The organism is Kitasatospora sp. NPDC001261 (genome assembly GCF_042896795.1).
GTDB lineage: Bacteria > Actinomycetota > Actinomycetes > Streptomycetales > Streptomycetaceae > Kitasatospora.
The window spans coordinates 125,973-143,526 of record NZ_JBIAXP010000014.1 but is presented as its reverse complement, the minus strand read 5'-3'; the positions used below and the strand labels follow the sequence as shown (position 1 = coordinate 143,526).

Here is a 17,554-nt window from a genome sequence, read left to right as displayed (position 1 = left end):
GGCCGCGCACGGTGATCGGAGGGGCGGGCCCCCTCGGGGCCGCTCTTCCTCGGGGCAGCCCTCCTCGGGGCCGCACTTCCTTGGGGCCACCCCTCCGATCGCCCGTTCTGGCAAGGCCACCGGTACGGCCGGGACCACTGGTTCCGAACATGGGGCTCTTGTCACCCGTTCGGCTGAACGGCGTACTGGTGGTGTACGCCCGTCAAGCGGACAATACGGGTCATGTCGCGTCGCTCCGCTCCCGCCAGCCCGACCCTGCGCACGACCGCCGCCGAGGAACGGGAGCCGCACGCGCCGCACCGGTACCGCGCGCGGACCGGTGCGCTGGCGGCCGGCGCGGTTCCGGTGCTCGCCTTCCCCACGCCCGGTCAGGCCTGGCTGGCCTGGGTCGCGCTCGTCCCCGGACTGCTGCTGATGCAGCGGGCGCCGTCGGGCCGGGAGGCGGCGGTGCGCGGCTGGTGGTTCGGCGCGGGGTTCATCCTGACCGCGATGTACTGGCTGGTCCCGTCCGTCGGGCCGGGGCTGCCGGTGATCGCGGTGCTGTTCGGGGCGCTCCAGAGCGCCGTCGGGTACACCGTGCACCGGCTGCTGCACCCCCGGCTGACCGCCCGTCGGGCCCTGCTCGCACTGCTGGTCGTACCCGCCGTCTGGGTGACGACCGAGTACGCGCGGTCCTGGCCCGCGCTCGGCGGGCCGTGGGCACTGCTCGGCGCCACCCAGTGGCAGCACCCGGCGGTCCTCGGGCTGGCCTCGGTCGGCGGGATCTGGCTGGTCAGCGCGGCGGTGGCGGCGGTGAACACCGGGGCGCTGATCGCGCTGACCGCGGTGCACCGGCGGCCGCGGGCCGTCGCGGCCGGGACCGTCGTGCTGGTGCTGGCCTCCGGTCCGCTGCTGTTCGCGCTGCGCGAGGCACCCGCCGCGGACGGGGCCGTGACCGTGGCACTGGTCCAGCCCGGCATCGTGGAGGACCCCCAGGCCCGCTTCGAGGCGAGCGCGCGGATCACGGCCGGACTGGTCGGACAGCCGGTGGACCTGGTCGTGTGGGGCGAGAGCAGCACCACCGCCGACCTGGACCGCGACCCGGCCGCACTGGACACCCTGCGCCGGCTCGCCGCGACCACCGGCGCCGAGGTCGTCGCCGGGGAGGACGCGCGCAAGGCGGACGGGCGGATCTCCAAGGACGCGGTGCTGGTCTCCCCCGCCGGCGTGGTGGACCGCTACCGCAAGATCCGGCTGGTGCCGTTCGGCGAGTACATCCCGCTGCGGCCGGTGCTCGGCTGGATCGCCGGGGTCAGCCGGGCCGCGGGCGAGAACCGGGCGCCCGGCACGTCCTTCCACGTCCTGCCCGCCACCGACCGGGCGGGCGCGCCGCTGCCGGTCGGGGCGCTGATCTGCTTCGAGTCGGCCTTCCCCGACATGGCCCGCACCGCCGCCCGGGACGGCGCCCGGGTGCTGGTCTACCAGTCCTCGACCTCGACCTTCCAGCGCACCTGGGCGCCCGAGCAGCACGTCTCGCTGGCCGCGATCCGGGCCGCCGAGACCGGCCGGCCGGCCGTCCAGGCCTCGCTGACCGGGGTCTCGGCCGCCTTCGACGCCCAGGGCCGGGAGCTCGCCCGGCTCGGCACCGACGGCACCGGCGTGCTGACCGTCCGACTGCCGCTCACCGCGCCCGGGACGCTGACCTGGTACGACCGGATCGGCGACGTGGTGCCGCTGGGGGCGCTGCTGGTCACGGCGGGGGCGGCGGGCGCGGGCGTCGCCGGGTGGCGGCGCTCGCGCGCCCTGCGGCGTGCCGGTCAGTCCTCGGTGCCGGCGGTGTAGACGCCGAACGCGGCGCCCTGGGGGTCGCGCAGCACGGCGATCCGCCGGCCGCCCGGCATGCCGGTGGCGGGCGTCAGCGCGTCCCCGCCGAGCGCCACCGCGCGGCCGACGGTGCCGTCCACGTCGGCGGCCGCGAAGTACGGCAGCCAGTGCGGCGGCGCCTCGGGCGGGAAGCGGTCGTCCATCGTCAGCATGCCGCCGAAGTCCCGTCCGTCCAGGCCCCACTGGGGGTAGTGCTCGGACGGGGCGACGGACCAGCCGAAGACCTCCGGGTAGAAGGCGAGCGCGCCGGACGGGTCGCGGGTGAGCAGTTCCACCCAGCCGAGTGCGCCGGGCTCGTTGAACACCCCGGCGCCCCGGAAGGCGCGGGCCTGCCAGAGGATGAACACCGCGCCGGACGGGTCGGCGGCCACCGAGAACCGGCCGAAGTCGAAGACGTCGCCGGGGTCCTTCCGGATCAGACCGCCGCACTCCTTGATCCTCACGGCGGTGGCGTCGGCGTCGGCGACCGCGATGCAAACCGTCCAGGCGATCGGCTGCTGTGGGGCGTAGCGCGGGGTGATGGCGGCGGCCGGGACGCCCCGGACCAGCATCTGGGTGTAGTCGCCCTCCCCGGGGCGGGCCGTGTCGTCCGCCTGCCAGCCGAAGAGCTCGGTGTAGAAGGCCCGGGCGGCGGCCGGATCGGAGGTGCCCAACTCGGTCCAGCAGGGGGCGTTGGTGGTCACGGAGGTCTGCTTCATGGCGTCTGTCCTCGCAGCTTGCTCGGGAACTCCCGGGTTTTCGGCGCCTCGGCCCCCGCACCTCCAGGCCCAGCATGCGGGGCGGGGCGGAGCTTGGCGGGCGGGGTGGGCCGAACGGGCGGCGAGACGGGCGGACGAACACATGACAGATGACAGCTGACAGATTTCGAAATCTGTCAGCTGTCATCTGTTAGCTGTTATCCGTTAGCTGTTATCCGTTAGCTGTCGGCTGTCAGCCTTCGCCCGTCAGCCGCGCACGGCCCTCGCCACCGGGATCCACAGCTCCGCCTCGGCGTCGGCCGTGCCCGGGACCGGGCTGACCTGCAGGATCTCCGGACCCGGCCGGGCCTCGTACGGGTTGGACGGGAACCACTGGCCGGCCACGTCCGCCCACATCTCCTGCAGGGCCTGCGGGAACGGCCCGGTGTTGGTGAACACCGCCCAGGTGCCGGCCGGGACGTCGAGCACGTCCAGGTCCGCCGGGACGGCGACCCCCTCGCGCGCCACCACCGCGTGCCAGTAGTCGAGTTCGGACCCTTCCTCGCGGTTCGGCGAGAAGTCGTCGCTCACCGACAGGATCCCGGCCGGGTCGTCCCCGGACAGCGCCGCGATCCGTTCGACCGTCTCCTTGCCGAGGCCCTTGATGAACTCGGCGATCCCCGGGTTGATCCCCAGGTAGATCAGGGTGACCCGGGCCTTCCTGCCGACGATCCGGAAGTCCGGCTTCTCGACGATCCGGTATTCCATACTGCTGCTTCCCTCCACGATGAGTCGGAAGGACATCCGGGGCTGGGAGACGAGCACCGCGCCGTCGCGCCGGGCCTCGCCCGGCCCGACTCCGTGCATGGCCCGGAACGCCCGGGCGAACGCCTCCCCCGAGGAGTACCCGTACCGGACCGCGATGTCGAGCAACGTCCGCTCGCCGTCCAGGACTTCGGCCCCGGCGACGGTCAGCCGCCGACGCCGGACGTACTCCGACAGCGGCATCCCGGCGAGCATCGAGAACAGCCGCCGGAAGTGGTACTCCGACGTCATCGCGATCCGCGCCAGCTCGGCCACGTCGACCTCGCGGTCCAGGTCGTGTTCGATCCGGTCCATCGCCCGGTTCAGGTGCTCCAGCACGCCAACCCCGTCCTTCCCTTACTGACCTTCACCGTAGGAAGGACCCACCCTGCCGCACCCGACAATCGGTGCCCGCTCCGGTCGGGCACCGATCACCAGGTGCCTGGCGCCGGGCGCCGATCGCCGGGTGACGGCCGTCAGCGGCTCAGATCAGGCCCTGGGCCAGCATCGCGTCCGCGACCAGCTCGAAGCCGGCGATGTTCGCGCCGACCACGTAGTTGCCCGGGTGGCCGTAGCGCTCGGCGGTGGTGAAGCAGGAGTCGTGGACGTGCTTCATGATCCCGGCCAGCCGCTCCTCGGTGTGCTCGAAGGTCCAGGAGTCGCGCGAGGCGTTCTGCTGCATCTCCAGGGCGCTGGTCGCGACGCCGCCCGCGTTCGCCGCCTTGCCCGGACCGAAGGCCACCCCGGCCTCCTGGAACACCCGCACCGCCTCCGGGGTGGTGGGCATGTTCGCGCCCTCGGCGACGGCCAGCACCCCGTTGCGCACCAGCGCCAGCGCGTCGGCCTCGACCAGCTCGTTCTGGGTGGCGCAGGGCAGCGCGACGTCACAGGGCACGCCCCACACGCCCGGGCCCTCGACGAACCGGACGTGGCCGCCGCGCAGTCGGGCGTAGTCGGAGACCCGGCCGCGCCGGACCTCCTTGACCTCCTTGAGCAGGTCGAGGTCGATGCCCTTCTCGTCCACCACGTAGCCGGAGGAGTCGGAGCAGGTGAGCACGGTCGCGCCGAGCTGCTGCGCCTTCTCGATGGCGTAGACGGCGACGTTGCCGGACCCGGAGACGACCACCCGGCGCCCGTCCAGGCTCTCGCCGCGGCTGTGCAGCATCTCGGAGGTGAACATGACGCAGCCGTAGCCGGTGGCCTCGGTACGGACCTGCGCGCCGCCCCAGCCGAGGCCCTTCCCGGTGAGCACGCCGCTCTCGTACCGGTTGGTGATCCGCTTGTACTGGCCGAAGAGGTAGCCGATCTCCCGGCCGCCGACGCCGATGTCCCCGGCCGGCACGTCCGTGTACTCGCCGAGGTGGCGGTACAGCTCGGTCATGAAGGACTGACAGAACCGCATGATCTCGGCGTCCGAACGGCCCTTGGGGTCGAAGTCGGAGCCGCCCTTGCCGCCGCCGATGGGCAGGCCGGTGAGCGCATTCTTGAAGATCTGCTCGAAGCCGAGGAACTTGACGATCCCGAGGTTCACCGAGGGGTGGAAGCGCAGCCCGCCCTTGTACGGGCCGAGGGCGCTGCTGAACTCCACCCGGAAGCCGCGGTTGACGTGGATGTCACCGGAGTCGTCCGTCCACGGCACCCGGAACATGAGCTGCCGCTCGGGCTCGCAGATCCGCTCGATGATCCGGGCGTCGAGGAGTTCGGGGCGGTGGGCGAGCACCGGCGCCAGGGTCTCCAGCACCTCGTGGACGGCCTGGTGGAACTCGTCCTCGCCCCGGTTGCGGCGGACCACGTCCGCGTAGAGCGCCTCTATCGCGCGCTGCTCGGCTTCGAAGGAGCCGGGAGCGGAGGTGTGGGGGGTGGCAGGGGTCGTCGACATCTTCAGGACCCTTCCGTGGTCGTCGATGGGCGTGCGCAGTGTCCCGACGGGCCTGAGGGACGTGCCCAGGAAACGGCGCCAGTCTCGCAGTGTCCACACCGCGGGTCCCGCACCATCCACATGCTGGAAGCCCTGGTGGGAACAGCCGGGGCTGATGGGGTGTTGTGCGCCCCGGCGGTCGAGCCGGGCCCCGGCGGCCCCTGGTTGTTCAAATTGGAACTACCTAGTACGGTCGACCTCCGACGCACCACGACCCGTCCGGGTCCGACCACGTCCGCCCCGGTCCGCGCCGAACCGGCCCGGCCCACCCCCGATCCACGGAGGCCCACCCATGCCGCAGCCCGGCGCCGCCACGGTGCGCTCGCGTGTGCGCATCCCGCTGACCTTCCCCGACGGCTACCGCGCCGACGCGGAGGTCTCCACCTTCCACGGCCTCACCGACGGCGCCGAGCACCTGGCGCTCGCGCTCGGCACGGTCCCCGAAGGCGGCACGCCCCTGGTGCGACTGCACTCCGAGTGCCTGACCGGCGACGTCTTCGGCTCGGACCGCTGCGACTGCGGGCCGCAGCTGCGCGAGTCGGTGGAGCGGATCAGCGAGGCCGGCGGGTACCTGCTCTACCTGCGGCAGGAGGGCCGCGGCATCGGGCTCTACAACAAGCTGGACGCCTACGCCCTCCAGAGCGCGTAACCAGACTGCCACCTCCCCGGGTGCGGGTGCGCGCCGCTGACCGGAGAGTGAGAGCATGGCGCGCACGGCAGACGATCAGGTCCGCTACCTGGACCTTCTCCTGCGGAAGTCGCAGATCGTCCGAGGGACGGCAGCCCGCGACATCCTGTCCCTGAAGTCCCAGGAGACCCGGGGCCGCGCCTGGGGTAAGCGCAACGGCTACACGATCCGCCGGATCTACCGCGAGAACCTGTCCGCCTACAAGCCGGGCGTGAAGCGGCCGGACTTCGATGATGCGGTTCACGCGCTGCTCGAAGGTGAATCGCACTGCCTCTGGGCCTACGACTCCTCGCGGTACAGCCGCAAGGGCGCGGGCGACGTGCTGAAGATCCTGGACAGCCCCGGCAAGCGGCTGGTCTTCGATATCAACGGCCTCGACACCGAGCGTCCCGAGGACCGTCGCCGGATCATTGAAGACGCCGAGCGCGACCGTGAATACAGCCGCGTCCTGTCCGAGAAGGTACGGGACACCAAGGCCGAACAGCGCGACGCGGGCAAGTGGCTCGCCACCGTGCCGTACGGGCTCAAGGTCACAAAGAAGCGGAAGCTCAAGGGCGACAAGTGGTGGCCGGTCGTTGAGCGCATCCACAACGAGGCGGCCCAAGGGAAGTCGCAGCGGAAGATCGCGGCCGGGCTGACCGCAGACGGGTTCACCGCACCTCGCGGCGGGCCCTGGCGGGCGACCACTGTTGGCAAGATCCTCCGGAATCCTGTCTACCTGGGCTGGCAAGTGGTGACCGTCAAGGGTGCGCCCGTGGTCTACCTCAACGCCAGGGGGAAGAAGGTGCGGGTCTTCGCCAAGGGCTTCGACGGCATCCCGCAGGCAGTCTGGGATAAGCACCGCCGGACAGCCGCCGGAGTCGAGCGGCCAGCGGGCTTCGGCACTGATCGGGCAGAGGACCAGGCTCCTGCCGAGAACAACCCCGTCGCCGGCCTCACCTGGTGCGCTGGGGGTGGCTTTGTCGAGAAGACGGGGCACCGTGCAACGTCTAACGGGAATGCCTTCCGGTGCGCCGCAAACCTCGCGGGGATTCCCTGCGAGGAACCGTGCACCGCTACACGCGATGGCGTGCTGCGCGTCGTGCTCGCCGCATGGAAGAAGCGCCTGGCAGCGGAGGACCCGCTGGACCCGACCATGCTGGCTGTAGGTGAGCGCTGGGTTGCGCTCTCTCACCCGACAGAGAGCAAGGCTGAGGCCGATGCTCGGGGCCAGCTCAAGGTCGCCCAGGAGGCGGTCGCCCGGCTCGACCGCTTGAACGCCGCTGGAGCCTATCCCGGTCGCGACGGCGAGACCACGTTCGTCAAGCAACGGCGGGCGTCAGTGTCCGATGTGGAGACGGCGCAGAAGGAATGGGAGAAGGTGGCTCAGCCGACCGGCGACGTCTCCGTCCTCACCGACCCCGACCGCTGCGCGGAGCTGTGGGACTCCTCTGACGACACCTTCCGAGGTCAGCTCTTGCGGCTGGCCATCGACAAGGTCTTCATCCGGAAAGCCGACTACTCCGGCCAGCGCGTGACACCGCAGCGGATCGTCATCGAGTGGGCGAAGCCACGCGGGTGGAAGCCGCCAAAGAAGGAGAAGGACGAGAAGCCCGGGGCGGGCGAGTCCTGAAACGCACAAAAGGCCCCCGGTCAGCACTGTGCGAACAGTGCCGGCCGGGGGCCTTGGCGTGGGTCGGGTAGGTGTCACCACCCGACGGACTCGATGTCGGTGGCGAGGTCGAGCGCTACGTGCTCCGGAAGGGGGAGGACTGATCGGGTGATCTGGCCGGGCAGGGTGTGCTCGGTCTCGATGACGATGACGCGTTCGCCTGCGGGGGTGCGGGCTTCGTAGGCGCGGGCAGCCTGGTGGACGACGGCGTGGATCACGGGGAGGGTCATGCCGCTCCCTTGAGGAGGTAGTTGGCCATGGCGATTTTGGAGGCGACCCCGGCGTCCGGTCCGAGGAGTTCGGAGGCGCGCAGGAACGCGCGCTCGCGCTCTTCGGTGCCGGGCTGCGGCAGCATCACGTCCGCGAAGGTCGGCGGGTACGCCGGTATCTCAGGGACGGCCGACTGAGGGGCGGTGAGCATGTCGGCCAGGACCGGCTGCGGGAGGGCGGCGGGCGAGGTGGAGCCGCCGGCCGCGAGGTAGGGCAGTCCCGCCTGGCGGGCCTCCTCGGCCTGGCGGGCGGCCTCCAGTTCGCCGAGGCGCAGGGCGGCCTGGGCTTCCTCCTGGCGGACGCGCGCGATCTCCTGGGCGATCGTGCGGGACTGCGTGGCCGACTGGACCAGGGTGTTGCCCAGCGATTCGGCGACCTCCGGGTTCAGGTAGATGGAGGCGGTGGTCTCGCCGCAGTGGACGAGTAGGCCGATGTCGCCTTCGCCGTCTACGTGGGTGCGGGCGTAGTCCCGGGGGCCGTCGTACTTACAGGGGAAGCGCTGCTCGTCCGGGCGTACGGTCTCGGTTGCGGTTGTCATCGGGGTCTCTCTCCGTCTTCTAGGTGAACAGGGCCAGGAACGCCTGGACTTCGCGGGCGGAGTGCCCGCCGTCGTAGCGGACGCTCTGGCCGTCGTGGGTGATCTCCAGGCTGTAGCCGTCGCCGTCGTCGGGGGTGACGTGCAGGGTCGCGCCGCCGCGCAGGGAGAAGGTGCCGACCGGGTTCTTCATCACGAGGGCCTTTCCGTGGGGTTCGGAAGGCTTGAGCCGGGGTGGTTAACAGTGCGGCTCACGCGGTGGCCCGGAGCTTCTTGCGGGCGCGGGACCAGGTGGCCTTGACGCTGCCAGGTGTGGTGCCGAGGGCTTCTGCTATGCCGGTGGCGTCGAGCTTCCCCGCGTCGGTGAGCATCGGCGGGTTGCCGTCGAAGCCGAAGGCGAGACGTGCGACGGCGGCCTCGGTCGGCGACATGCCGGCCAGCAACTCGGCCGCCTTGACCTGGGCGGCGGCGGTGAAGCGGGCGCTGGTCTCGGCGTCGGCGGCGTAGTCGATGATCGCCCCGCTGGCCTGCTTGCCGCACTTGGCCCCGGTGACGCGAACCCCCTTGCACCGCACCGCGTCCCGGCTGATGGCGAGCGGGTTGAAGGCCAGGGACGGCTGGAGGCCGGTGCACCAACCGGCGGTGGTCGCGGCGGCGACGACCGGCTGTCCGTCCTTGGCGGCCAGGTGCAGGCGGGCGGTGCGGGGGGCGGTGCCGAGCGGGGTGTACTCGACCAGGTGGTCCGGGTCCTGTGCAGTGGAGGCTTCGAGCGCGCTGTCCGCGACGCTGACGATCGGCAGGGGGCGGGTGAAGGCGGCGGCGACGATGTCGGCCTGCTCCGGGGAGAAGCGGCGCTTGGGGTCCGGGTGACCGGTCATCTCTTCCTTCGCGGCGGTGAAGTCGCCGTCGGTGCGGGCGAGGGCTCCCATGAACGCTGCGGCGGCGTCGCGCGCCACGCCGGGGGCGGTCTCGCGGGTGGCGGCCGAGCGGCCGTCGAGCTTGGCCCGTTGGAAGGCGTAGGAAGTGAACTCGGCGCGGTTGTCGGCGTCGGTGTCCCAGGCGTGGATGGCGCGCCAGAAGCTCACCCGCATCTCCTGGGCGATGTCCTGGGCGGCCTGGTGGCTGTCGCCTTCCATCTGCTGGGCCCGCTTGCGGGATACGGACCGGGCGATGCCCTCAAGTCCGTTCAGGATCTCCTCGGTGGCCACCCGGCCCCGGTCGAGCCTGCCCATGCCGGTGAGGGCGGGCAGGGGCTTGGGGGTCTGTGCCTGACGGATCAGGGCAGGGGTGATGCAGGGCGTGGACATGAAGATTCCTTGGCATGTACAGAACATGAAGATGGGCGTGCGGTATCGCCGTGCGGCGGACCGCAAAAGGGCATGGCAAAGCCAGCGGCCGGCACTCAGGCCGCACTGGGGCATGGAGAAGCCCCTGCCGGTTCGGGTCAGCCGAAGGGCAGGGGCCTGGAAGTGCCTGACGTCAGGTCAGGCCGGTATTCAGACTCCCGGAGCACTGCGGCGAAGGGCCGCAGGGTTCGAGAGGGCGAGGTGGCGCGTGAACAGCGCCATGCAACGGGTGATGAGGAGGTGCAGGGCCCGCCTGAAGCGAGCCCGGCCCGCCTCTGGGCTCACGGCCCTATGGGTATGCAGGGAAGCTAACGCGCGCAGCTCCACTTGCTCGATCTGGCGCAGGGGGACCTGGCAGGACAGTGGGCCGAGGTGCAGCATGTCCGCGTTGGCGATGCCGACTGCCCGCCAGAAGTCCCGGAGGGTCCGGGCGGTGGCGGTTTCCGCGAAGCGGCGGCGGATGCGGGCCATGCGGGCCAGGAGGCGGCGGACGCCCACGAGGGTGGTGCCGTATCGGCCCGCCATCACCACTCCTGCCCTCTGAGGGATGTACCCATATGCATAACTTTGCGTGCAGACAGTAGAGGCTGGGCGACTTCGCCAGCAACGTGAATCTTGGGGCCTTTGGTCTAGGCCGAAAGTCCCGATCATGTAAATAACCAGGCAACACTACGTAAAGTAATGGTAATGTGAGCCGGGTCTCACTTCCCGTGCTCGCGGAGGTACCGGGCGCCCTTGTCGAGGCGGGCGGAGGAGTCGCCGAAGTGGCCCAGGGCCGAGTTCTCGCCCCGGCACAGCAGCCTCCGCACGGCCTCGCCCTTCGGCTTGTGGTGGTCGTGGTCGACCACCAGGCGGTCCCCGACGGCGGCCTTCTGGCCGCAGATCGCGCACCGCCACCGCTGGCGACGGCCCATCCCCTCGTACTCGGCCAGGGTGATGCCATAGACCCTGCGCAGTCGGGCGTCGCGCCGTTTGCGGATCACCTGCGGGTCCTTGTTGGCCTTGTGGTTCGCGGCCTTCACGCAGGCGCGGCAGACGTTCGCCCTGCCGTTCGGGGCCCGCTTGCGCCGGCCGAACCGGGCGAGCGGCTGCTCGTCGTCGCACACCTCACAGAACTGGGTGAACTCGCTCTCGGGAGTACGGACTTCACGCCGCATAGGCCCACTCCTTCGGCAGGCCGTAGCCGTCGGCCCAGCTCGGCCCGTAGACCTCGGCGTCGGTGTCCAGCGGCACCCCGAGCAGCGTCATTCTCATGGCCTCCGCGCACGCGCGGGCGACGTCCGCGGCCTCCTTCTTCGGGGCAGTGCCCACGACCTCGTCGTGCACCCACATGGTCAGGTAGGGGGTCAGGCCCTGCTCGTCCATCCTGATCAGCGCCTGCCCCATCGTGTCCCGGGCCGTGGACTGGCAGGCGTACGCCACGCCCTTGTACAGCTTGTCGCGGTCCAGGTAGAGCCGCCGGCCGGTGACGGTGGTCAGCGTGCAGCCCTCCGCCAGTGCGACGCGCTGCATCTTCCGCGCCCACCGCTTGATCCCGGGGAACGCCCGGCCGTAGCGCTGGAGCGTGTCCCGCATGACCTGGACGTCCTGGCCGGTCTGCTTGGCCAGCGTCGCCGCACCACCCTGGTAGGCGGTGCCAAGTCCGGCGATCTTCGCCAGTGTGCGCTGCCCCTTGTCGAAGCCCTCGCCGTACATCATCTCGGCGGCAAACCCGTGCAGGTCCTTGCCCGCGGCGATGGCCCGGATCATCCGGGACTCCCCGGACAACGCGGCCAACACCCGCAGTTCGACGGCCTGCTGGTCGACGGAGAAGTAGACGTTCCCCGGCTCGGCGACGACGCAGCGGCGTACCTCCCAGCCGTGGGAGGGAAGCTGGGCCATGGCGGGGTCGGAGTGGGAGGCGCGGGCGGTGATCGCCCCCATGGGGTTGATCTTGGGGTGGATGCGGTCGAAGGCGTCGCGATTGTTCAGCATCGCCTCGGCGTAGGAGGTGGACCACTTCCCGGCCCTCTTCGCCCGCAGCACAGCGTCCGCCAGCGCATTGGGCTCGCGCATCCCCAGCCGCTTCCAGTCCTGGTCGAGATCCGCCAGCGGCAGCAGCACCTCCTTCGCCACCGACAGCGCCCCGCTGTCGGTCTTCTCCGTCAGCCGCTCGCCCATGCCGAGCAGCGCGGCGGCCACCTGGTCGGGGCTGTTCACCGAGGCCACGCCGAAGCGTGCCGCCACTGCGGAGTGCCGCTTCTTCTCGTCCGCGAGGCGGCCGACCAGCCCCTTGGTGTACTCGGGGTCGATCAGCATCCCGGTGCGCTGGAGCTTGGCGCACACCAGGGCGAGCCGGTGCTCGTAGGGCAGCAGCGCGGAGCGCAGGCCCTCGGCCTTGTACCGGGCCAGCAGCTTGGGCAGCAGCCGGGCGACGAGCAGGGCGTCGAGGCCGGCGTACAGCTCGTAGACGTGGTGCGAGAGGCCGATGCCTGCCCAGCCGTTCTCCTTCGTCAGGCCCATGCTGTTGAACACCCGGGTCAGGTCGCCCTGCGTGTCCGGCGCGGCCGGGTCGACGTACCAGGCCGACAGCGGCTTGAGGGACAGGCCCACCCCGCCCTCGAAGTCGTGGCGGCTGTCCAGGAGATGGGCGGCCACCCGGGAGTCCTGGGCACGCGGGTAGAGGTCTTCGAGCCGGACGCCCAGCTCGGAGTCGACCTTCAGGGCGTCGAAGGCAAGGTTGTGGGCGACGAGGTTCGGCAGGTTCGCCAGCGCCTCGCGTGCGGCCTCGCGGAACGGGCCGCCGAGTTCGACGGGCAGCACCCACGCCGTGTGGGTGTCGCCGAACTGGACGAGCCGTATTCGGTCCGTCCAGGCCAGGCCGGTGGTCTCGGTGTCGAAGCCGATCAGGGTGCCGGCGTTCGCGTGGCCGGTCCACCAGGTGCGGAACTCCCGCAGGTCGTCACCGTTCTCGGCGACCTTGATCTCGACTGGCTCTTGGGCCAGCCGGTACGGGTGTACCCGCATGTGCTCTCTTCCTAGTCGTTGGTGGTGTCGAAGACCCCCGGCCCGGCGGGCACCGGCTCGGCCGCGAAGCGGACGCCGAGCAGCACGCGGCCCTTGGTCATGCGGTGCTGGCGGATACCGCGCTCGTCCAGCGCGGAGACGAATCCGCGGCGGGTCCACGCCTTCTCGCCCTGGGCCTCGCACCAGTCGCGGTAGGCGTTGTACGCGTCCTGGCTGGGAACGTGGCTCCGGTCGTCGCCCGTCTTCACCAGGACGTCCGTCAGGAACTCCGCCAGCGCGTCCGAGTTCTCCTTGAACGCGCTGGTCGCCGTCTTGATGCAGTCGGGCTCCTTCAAGCCGTCCGCGTACCACTCCACCGCTCCGGCGACCGCCCACGCGGCGATGCCCTCGGCCTCCTCGCGCAGCTCGGCGAAGATGCCGTGGTCCCTCTCCTCCGGCGCGAAGTACCGGTCGAAGCGGACCAACTTCACACGCCTCCACAAGCCTTCGTCCTGCGAGCGGAAGGCCGGGGTGTGGTTCGACGCGAGCCACAGGAGGAAGGTGGGCTGGTAGGTGAAGAAGTTCTCCCGCATGAACCGTGCGGTCAGCCGGTCGCTGCCGGTCGCCCGCTTCAGCACCGACTCCGACATTGGCTTGCCCGCCTCGCCCTCGCTGGCCATCACCATCCGGGCCCCGCGCAGCGCGGCCAGGTCGGCCGGGATGCTGGAACCCCGGTCCTCAAAGGTCTCGAAGCGCGTCGTCTCCGACAGGTCGCCGAAGACGTGCGAGAGCGTGTCCAGGAACACGCTCTTGCCGTTCGCGCCGATCCCGACCAGCACGGCGAACGCCTGCTCCGCGGTGCTGCCCGTGATGCCGTACCCACACAGGCGGCGGATGTAGGCGGGCATCGACGGCTCGGTGGGGAACACCTCGTCCAGGAACCGCAGCCACCGCTTGGCCTTCGCCAACCGGTTGTAGTTCCACGGCAGGGACTTGGTCAGCATGTCCGCCGGATCGTGCGGCTGGAGCCCGCCGGTGCGCAGGTCCACCGTCCCGTTGGCGAACGACAGCAGGTGCGGCCGGTTGTCGAAGTCGTCTACTTCGCAGTGGACCCCGCGCACCGACGCCAGCTCGCGCATCAGGTCATCGATCCTTCTCGCCATCGTGAAGCCGCGCGCGGCCTTGGCCAGCGGCAGGGCCGCGACCTGCTTCTCGTACTCCGCCTCCAGCGCGTCCCCGGCGAGCTTCAGCGCCAGGGCCTCGCGGATGACCGCCTTCTCCCTCGCCAGCGTCTCCACCATCGCCGCCCCGAGGTCGTGGGCGGCCTGGCGCACCAGCACCTCGTTGCGCACCCAGTGCGTCCCCGACCACACATGGAAGCCCACGCCGTCCGCGTACTTGATGCCGCCCTTCGTGTACTGCACCAGGGCGTGGGCGTTGACAATGTCCGAGGCCCCGTAGCGGGACGCCGCCTCACGGTAGGCCGCCACCGCCTCGGCCGGCGGCAGCGTCAACGCGGGCCGGTCCGGCTCGTACAGGGTGGTCAGGCTGTCGATGGCGTAGGCCGTCATCGCTTCTCTCTCCATACTGCGTAGTCCTTGAAGCCCTCGGGCAGCGTCAACTGCCGGGCGTGCACATCTCGTTCGTGGAGGGCCGCGAGGATGGTCCGGGTGAACTCCCGGCCGGAGCGGTCGTTGTCGCCGCACACCCGCACATCCCGGCCGGCCAGCCCTCTGGCTAGGCTGTCCAGCGTCGCGGGGTCGTTGTTGAGCAGCGCGGCCCCGCGCACCCCCACCGCGTTGTAGCCGTCGGCGACGACCGCCAGCGGGTCCGACAAGCCCTCGGCGACCACCCACGGCGCGGCCGGGTCCGGGCCCGGGAACACCCCGTAGCGCTGCCACTCGAAGCCGTCTGGGTTCCCGAGGGAGATCCACCGGCCGGGGCAGCGCCCCGAGAGGTCCCGGCCCTGCGCGCCCCTGGCCACCCCGGCGAAGTCGTGCATGGGCACGACGAGGCGGGGATACCGGACGAACGAGGTCGGGACCCAGTCGGGGCATGGTTGCGGGCCGAGCCACCAGCGGAGGCCCAGCCGGTTCTGTTCGACCAGGGAGAGGCCGAAACGTTTCTGCGCGTAGGCCGCAGCCGGGGTGGCGGCGTCACCGGCAGGCAGGCTGTCCAGCCACACCCGCAGCGCCGCTGTCAGGAACGGCGAGACCGGCTCCGGCCGGGCCTCGGCGACGGCGACCAAGCCCTCGCCGTCCACGTTGAACAGCTGCCTCGGCAGCAGGTCCATCCCGGCGACGATGTCCTCGAAACGACACCCGGCACGGCAGGCCAGGCCCACCATGCCGGACGTCTTCAGGTTGAGCCACAGCGACGGCTTCCCGTCGTCGTGGGCCGGGCAGCGGGCGACCCACTCACCGGGCTGGTAGTCCCGCCACTCCTCCAGGCGGTCCAGGATCGCCGACATCCGCACAGCCCTCTCCTCTCTCTAGTAACCGGCCTCCCGCAGGGCCTTGACGATCGCCGCGTGCGTGCGGATGGACGTGACGGCGTACCCGTCCTCGGTCCGGGCCCGGGGCCGCTTCACGTAGGCGACCCCGAAGGGCAGGCCGGCGTTCTTCGCCTCGGCCTCGGCCTGGCGGACGTAGGCGGCGAGGTCGTATGACTTCTCGGCCTTGTTCTCGCCACAGAACGGGCGGACGTTCAGGTCGCCGATGTCCGCCGCGCCCTCCTGGACGTTGCGGCGGACGTTGTCCGGGTCCAACGGGTCCTTCCAGCGAACGGAGCGGTCGCCGTCCTTCCAGTCCGGCCGGTACTGGCCGAGCTGTTCGTTCAGGTAGTCGGCCACCGCGGATTCCCAGGCGGTGCCCTTCGCCTTCGCGCGGTTGGGCACTAAGCGCTCACCACCGTCAGGGCCGCGCCCCGGAAGACGGCGACCGCCGCGGCCTGCCAGTAGCGCAGCCAGTCGGGGCGCTGGCGGGCGTCGTGCAGGAACACGATCGTGTCGCCGGGCCCGGCCGTGTAGAGGTCGCCGATCGCCGGGGCGATGCCCGGACCGATGCGGTAGGTCACATGTCCTCCTGGTCACGGGGTTCGCGGAAGTCGGCGACGTGGGCCGAGTCGGAGGCCCGCAGCACCCGGGCGGCGGACGCGCCGTCGGCGGCGAGCGCACGTGCCCGGCCGTGCAGGAAGGCCCGCCGCTGCTCGGGCGGGACCTTCCACAGCGGGGTGGAGTAGTCGGTCAACGGGCCGTCCCCTCCTCGGGCAGATGCGCCCAGGAGGTCCGCCGCGCGATGTGGCGGCAGGCGCGCTCGGAGATGCCGAACGCCTCCGCGAGCGCGGCGAGGCCGGCGCCCAGGTCGGCCGCGCGCCGGATCGCGTAGACCTTGCGCTCGGTGAGCTTCGCCTGCGAGTTGCGGGTGCCGGCCGACGGCGGCCGGGGCGACTCACGGAACGCCATGCGCATGATCTCCTGCGCCCGGTCGACATCCGGAAGGGGGTTGACGAGGCGGGCCGGAACCGGCCCGGTGGGGGTGGGGTGGTGCACGGGGGCCTTTCTCATCGCGCGGTGCCCAGGGCCGCCGCCAGATCGGTGACGGCGGCCATGCTCCGCAAGTAGGCGTGGTTCGTCTCGTCGGGGTTGCTCAGGGACTCCAGCGACTCGACCAGGCGCGTCACCGCGTCCGCGACGGGATCGGGGACGCGGTCACCGATGTCCGCCGTGGCGTCGAACATCCTCATGAGGAAGGTGCCGACGTGCCGACCCTGCGGCACCGGCAGCAGCCGCACCGTGGGGTCGGCGGCCAGTTCGGCCTCGGCCTGCTCCAGCGTGATGTCGCCCGGCTTCCCGGCCTTCGGCTTCGGCGGGTTCGCCTTGCGGTAGAACTCCGTCCACGTCTTCGCGGCCGGAAGATCCACGTCCACGCCCGGGGCCAGCTCCTCGCGCGGCGGGACGTGCCCCGCCTCGGCGAGCAGGTCCCACGTCGAGAGGTATTTGGCGACCGTGGTGTGTACCTTGCCTGCGGCCTTGGCGAATTCTCGGGCGCTGACCTTGGCCATTTCTGGCCGAGGTCCGCGGGCCCCTTGCCCGGTTCCGGATTCCACGCATCGTGCGGCGAGCATCGCGAGGAACGCCTTGTTTCCTGCCTTGCCGAACAGTTCGGCGTCCTTCTCCCACGTGCTCACGGGTGGGCTCCCATCGCGTGGACGATCACCTGGATCGCGGCAGCTATGTGCTCCGGCACGGCGACGTTCACGAAGCCCGGGGCGAGCTGTGTCACGGCCGGTGCGGGGGCCGGTACCCGGGCGGGGCGTCGGGCGTCGGGCAGGTCGCGAATCGCGTTGGTGTAGCGCGATGCCAGCTGGTTCCTGCCCGCCGCGACGACGTAGAGGATGCCGGGGCCGGAGAGGATTCCGGCGCGCGCGGCCAGCTGCTCGAAGGTCAGGCCGGTGCGCTCCCGCTGCTTCAGCAGCTCGTCCCGACGCATACGGGCGGGGGGCATGTCCGCCATCAGCGTGATCGCGGCGGCCGGGCGGATCTCGGCGGCGACGGACTTCTTCGCCTGGGCCTTCACCGCGGCCTCGGTGCGGCCCAGCAGCCGGGCGATCTCGCTCCAGCGCACGCCCTGGGCGCACAGGTCGCCAAGACGGCGTGTCTCCGAGAGTTCCCACGGCATGCGGTGGCGGTGGTGGTCGGCGGGCGGCAGGACCGCGGTGGTGGCGGTGCAGGGGTACATGGGTTTCTCTCTCCAGGGAAAACAGGGGCGGGACCGGCCCCGAAGGACCGGTCCCGCTGGTGGTGCTGGGTGGAGCGC

At 71.3% G+C, this 17,554-nt stretch carries 20 protein-coding genes and 1 pseudogene; 3 read left to right on the top strand and 18 right to left on the bottom strand.

What is annotated here, in order from left to right; translation table 11 throughout:
- The first annotated feature begins 222 nt into the window (after positions 1 to 222).
- A complete protein-coding gene (lnt, locus tag ACFY4B_RS20385; RefSeq protein WP_387969625.1) occupies positions 223 to 1,821 on the top strand; it encodes an apolipoprotein N-acyltransferase in 1,599 nt (532 codons plus the stop codon).
- Here lnt and ACFY4B_RS20380 read toward each other — a convergent pair.
- The 3 genes from ACFY4B_RS20380 to gdhA all read right to left on the bottom strand — a co-directional run bounded on the left by ACFY4B_RS20380 (position 1,797) and on the right by gdhA (position 5,223).
- The gene (locus ACFY4B_RS20380; protein WP_387969622.1) at positions 1,797 to 2,561 is read right to left on the bottom strand and encodes a VOC family protein; all 765 of its coding nucleotides are present in this window, start codon (positions 2,559 to 2,561) and stop codon (positions 1,797 to 1,799) included. The two genes, lnt and ACFY4B_RS20380, sit on opposite strands and share 25 nt — an antisense overlap.
- A 246-nt stretch (positions 2,562 to 2,807) precedes the next feature.
- Positions 2,808 to 3,683: a GyrI-like domain-containing protein gene (locus ACFY4B_RS20375; protein WP_387969619.1), complete on the bottom strand. Its 876-nt coding sequence runs from the start codon at positions 3,681 to 3,683 to the stop codon at positions 2,808 to 2,810.
- Positions 3,684 to 3,828: 145 nt separating this feature from the next.
- Positions 3,829 to 5,223, bottom strand: coding sequence for an NADP-specific glutamate dehydrogenase (gene gdhA / locus ACFY4B_RS20370; protein ID WP_049659022.1), 1,395 nt, complete (start codon positions 5,221 to 5,223; stop codon positions 3,829 to 3,831).
- Between the two features lie 331 nt (positions 5,224 to 5,554).
- On the opposite strand from gdhA, the pseudogene ACFY4B_RS20365 reads away from it, so the two are divergent.
- Positions 5,555 to 5,902, top strand: a pseudogene (locus ACFY4B_RS20365) (GTP cyclohydrolase); the annotation flags it as partial.
- A gap of 64 nt (positions 5,903 to 5,966) precedes the next feature.
- Positions 5,967 to 7,562, top strand: a complete 1,596-nt coding sequence (locus ACFY4B_RS20360) for a recombinase family protein (protein ID WP_387969616.1) — start codon at positions 5,967 to 5,969, stop codon at positions 7,560 to 7,562.
- 74 nt (positions 7,563 to 7,636) lie between these two features.
- Here the strand turns inward: ACFY4B_RS20360 and ACFY4B_RS20355 are convergent, their stop codons facing one another.
- The 15 genes from ACFY4B_RS20355 to ACFY4B_RS20285 all read right to left on the bottom strand — a co-directional run bounded on the left by ACFY4B_RS20355 (position 7,637) and on the right by ACFY4B_RS20285 (position 17,476).
- Positions 7,637 to 7,831, bottom strand: coding sequence for a hypothetical protein (locus tag ACFY4B_RS20355; protein ID WP_387969613.1), 195 nt, complete (start codon positions 7,829 to 7,831; stop codon positions 7,637 to 7,639).
- Positions 7,828 to 8,409, bottom strand: coding sequence for a hypothetical protein (locus ACFY4B_RS20350; protein ID WP_387969610.1), 582 nt, complete (start codon positions 8,407 to 8,409; stop codon positions 7,828 to 7,830). Before ACFY4B_RS20350 ends, ACFY4B_RS20355 begins: the two co-directional genes overlap by 4 nt.
- Before the next feature lie 19 nt (positions 8,410 to 8,428).
- Positions 8,429 to 8,602, bottom strand: coding sequence for a hypothetical protein (locus ACFY4B_RS20345; protein WP_387969607.1), 174 nt, complete (start codon positions 8,600 to 8,602; stop codon positions 8,429 to 8,431).
- A 55-nt stretch (positions 8,603 to 8,657) separates the two neighbouring features.
- On the bottom strand, positions 8,658 to 9,713 hold the full coding sequence (locus ACFY4B_RS20340; protein WP_387969604.1) for a hypothetical protein: 1,056 nt from the start codon (positions 9,711 to 9,713) through the stop codon (positions 8,658 to 8,660).
- 189 nt (positions 9,714 to 9,902) lie between these two features.
- Positions 9,903 to 10,277: a hypothetical protein gene (locus ACFY4B_RS20335; RefSeq protein WP_387969601.1), complete on the bottom strand. Its 375-nt coding sequence runs from the start codon at positions 10,275 to 10,277 to the stop codon at positions 9,903 to 9,905.
- 176 nt (positions 10,278 to 10,453) lie between these two features.
- On the bottom strand, positions 10,454 to 10,909 hold the full coding sequence (locus ACFY4B_RS20330) for an endonuclease domain-containing protein (protein WP_387969599.1): 456 nt from the start codon (positions 10,907 to 10,909) through the stop codon (positions 10,454 to 10,456).
- Entirely contained in the window at positions 10,899 to 12,758 is a 1,860-nt protein-coding gene (locus tag ACFY4B_RS20325; RefSeq protein WP_387969596.1) for a DNA polymerase, read from the bottom strand. The genes ACFY4B_RS20330 and ACFY4B_RS20325 overlap by 11 nt, the downstream gene beginning before the upstream one ends.
- 11 nt (positions 12,759 to 12,769) lie before the next feature.
- Positions 12,770 to 14,323 carry a phage/plasmid primase, P4 family gene (locus ACFY4B_RS20320; RefSeq protein WP_387969593.1) on the bottom strand — a complete coding sequence of 518 codons (1,554 nt, stop codon included), beginning with the start codon at positions 14,321 to 14,323 and terminating at the stop codon, positions 12,770 to 12,772.
- Entirely contained in the window at positions 14,305 to 15,207 is a 903-nt protein-coding gene (locus ACFY4B_RS20315) for a toprim domain-containing protein (protein ID WP_387969590.1), read from the bottom strand. Before ACFY4B_RS20315 ends, ACFY4B_RS20320 begins: the two co-directional genes overlap by 19 nt.
- Before the next feature lie 21 nt (positions 15,208 to 15,228).
- Positions 15,229 to 15,633: a hypothetical protein gene (locus ACFY4B_RS20310; RefSeq protein ID WP_387969587.1), complete on the bottom strand. Its 405-nt coding sequence runs from the start codon at positions 15,631 to 15,633 to the stop codon at positions 15,229 to 15,231.
- Positions 15,633 to 15,812: a hypothetical protein gene (locus tag ACFY4B_RS20305; RefSeq protein WP_387969584.1), complete on the bottom strand. Its 180-nt coding sequence runs from the start codon at positions 15,810 to 15,812 to the stop codon at positions 15,633 to 15,635. The genes ACFY4B_RS20310 and ACFY4B_RS20305 overlap by 1 nt, the downstream gene beginning before the upstream one ends.
- Complete coding sequence (locus ACFY4B_RS20300; protein ID WP_387969581.1) at positions 15,809 to 15,985, bottom strand: hypothetical protein; 177 nt, start codon at positions 15,983 to 15,985, stop codon at positions 15,809 to 15,811. The genes ACFY4B_RS20305 and ACFY4B_RS20300 overlap by 4 nt, the downstream gene beginning before the upstream one ends.
- The gene (locus ACFY4B_RS20295) at positions 15,982 to 16,200 is read right to left on the bottom strand and encodes a hypothetical protein (protein ID WP_387969578.1); all 219 of its coding nucleotides are present in this window, start codon (positions 16,198 to 16,200) and stop codon (positions 15,982 to 15,984) included. Before ACFY4B_RS20295 ends, ACFY4B_RS20300 begins: the two co-directional genes overlap by 4 nt.
- A gap of 98 nt (positions 16,201 to 16,298) precedes the next feature.
- The gene (locus ACFY4B_RS20290) at positions 16,299 to 16,925 is read right to left on the bottom strand and encodes a hypothetical protein (RefSeq protein ID WP_387969575.1); all 627 of its coding nucleotides are present in this window, start codon (positions 16,923 to 16,925) and stop codon (positions 16,299 to 16,301) included.
- Entirely contained in the window at positions 16,922 to 17,476 is a 555-nt protein-coding gene (locus ACFY4B_RS20285) for a hypothetical protein (protein WP_387969572.1), read from the bottom strand. Before ACFY4B_RS20285 ends, ACFY4B_RS20290 begins: the two co-directional genes overlap by 4 nt.
- Positions 17,477 to 17,554 lie beyond the last annotated feature (78 nt).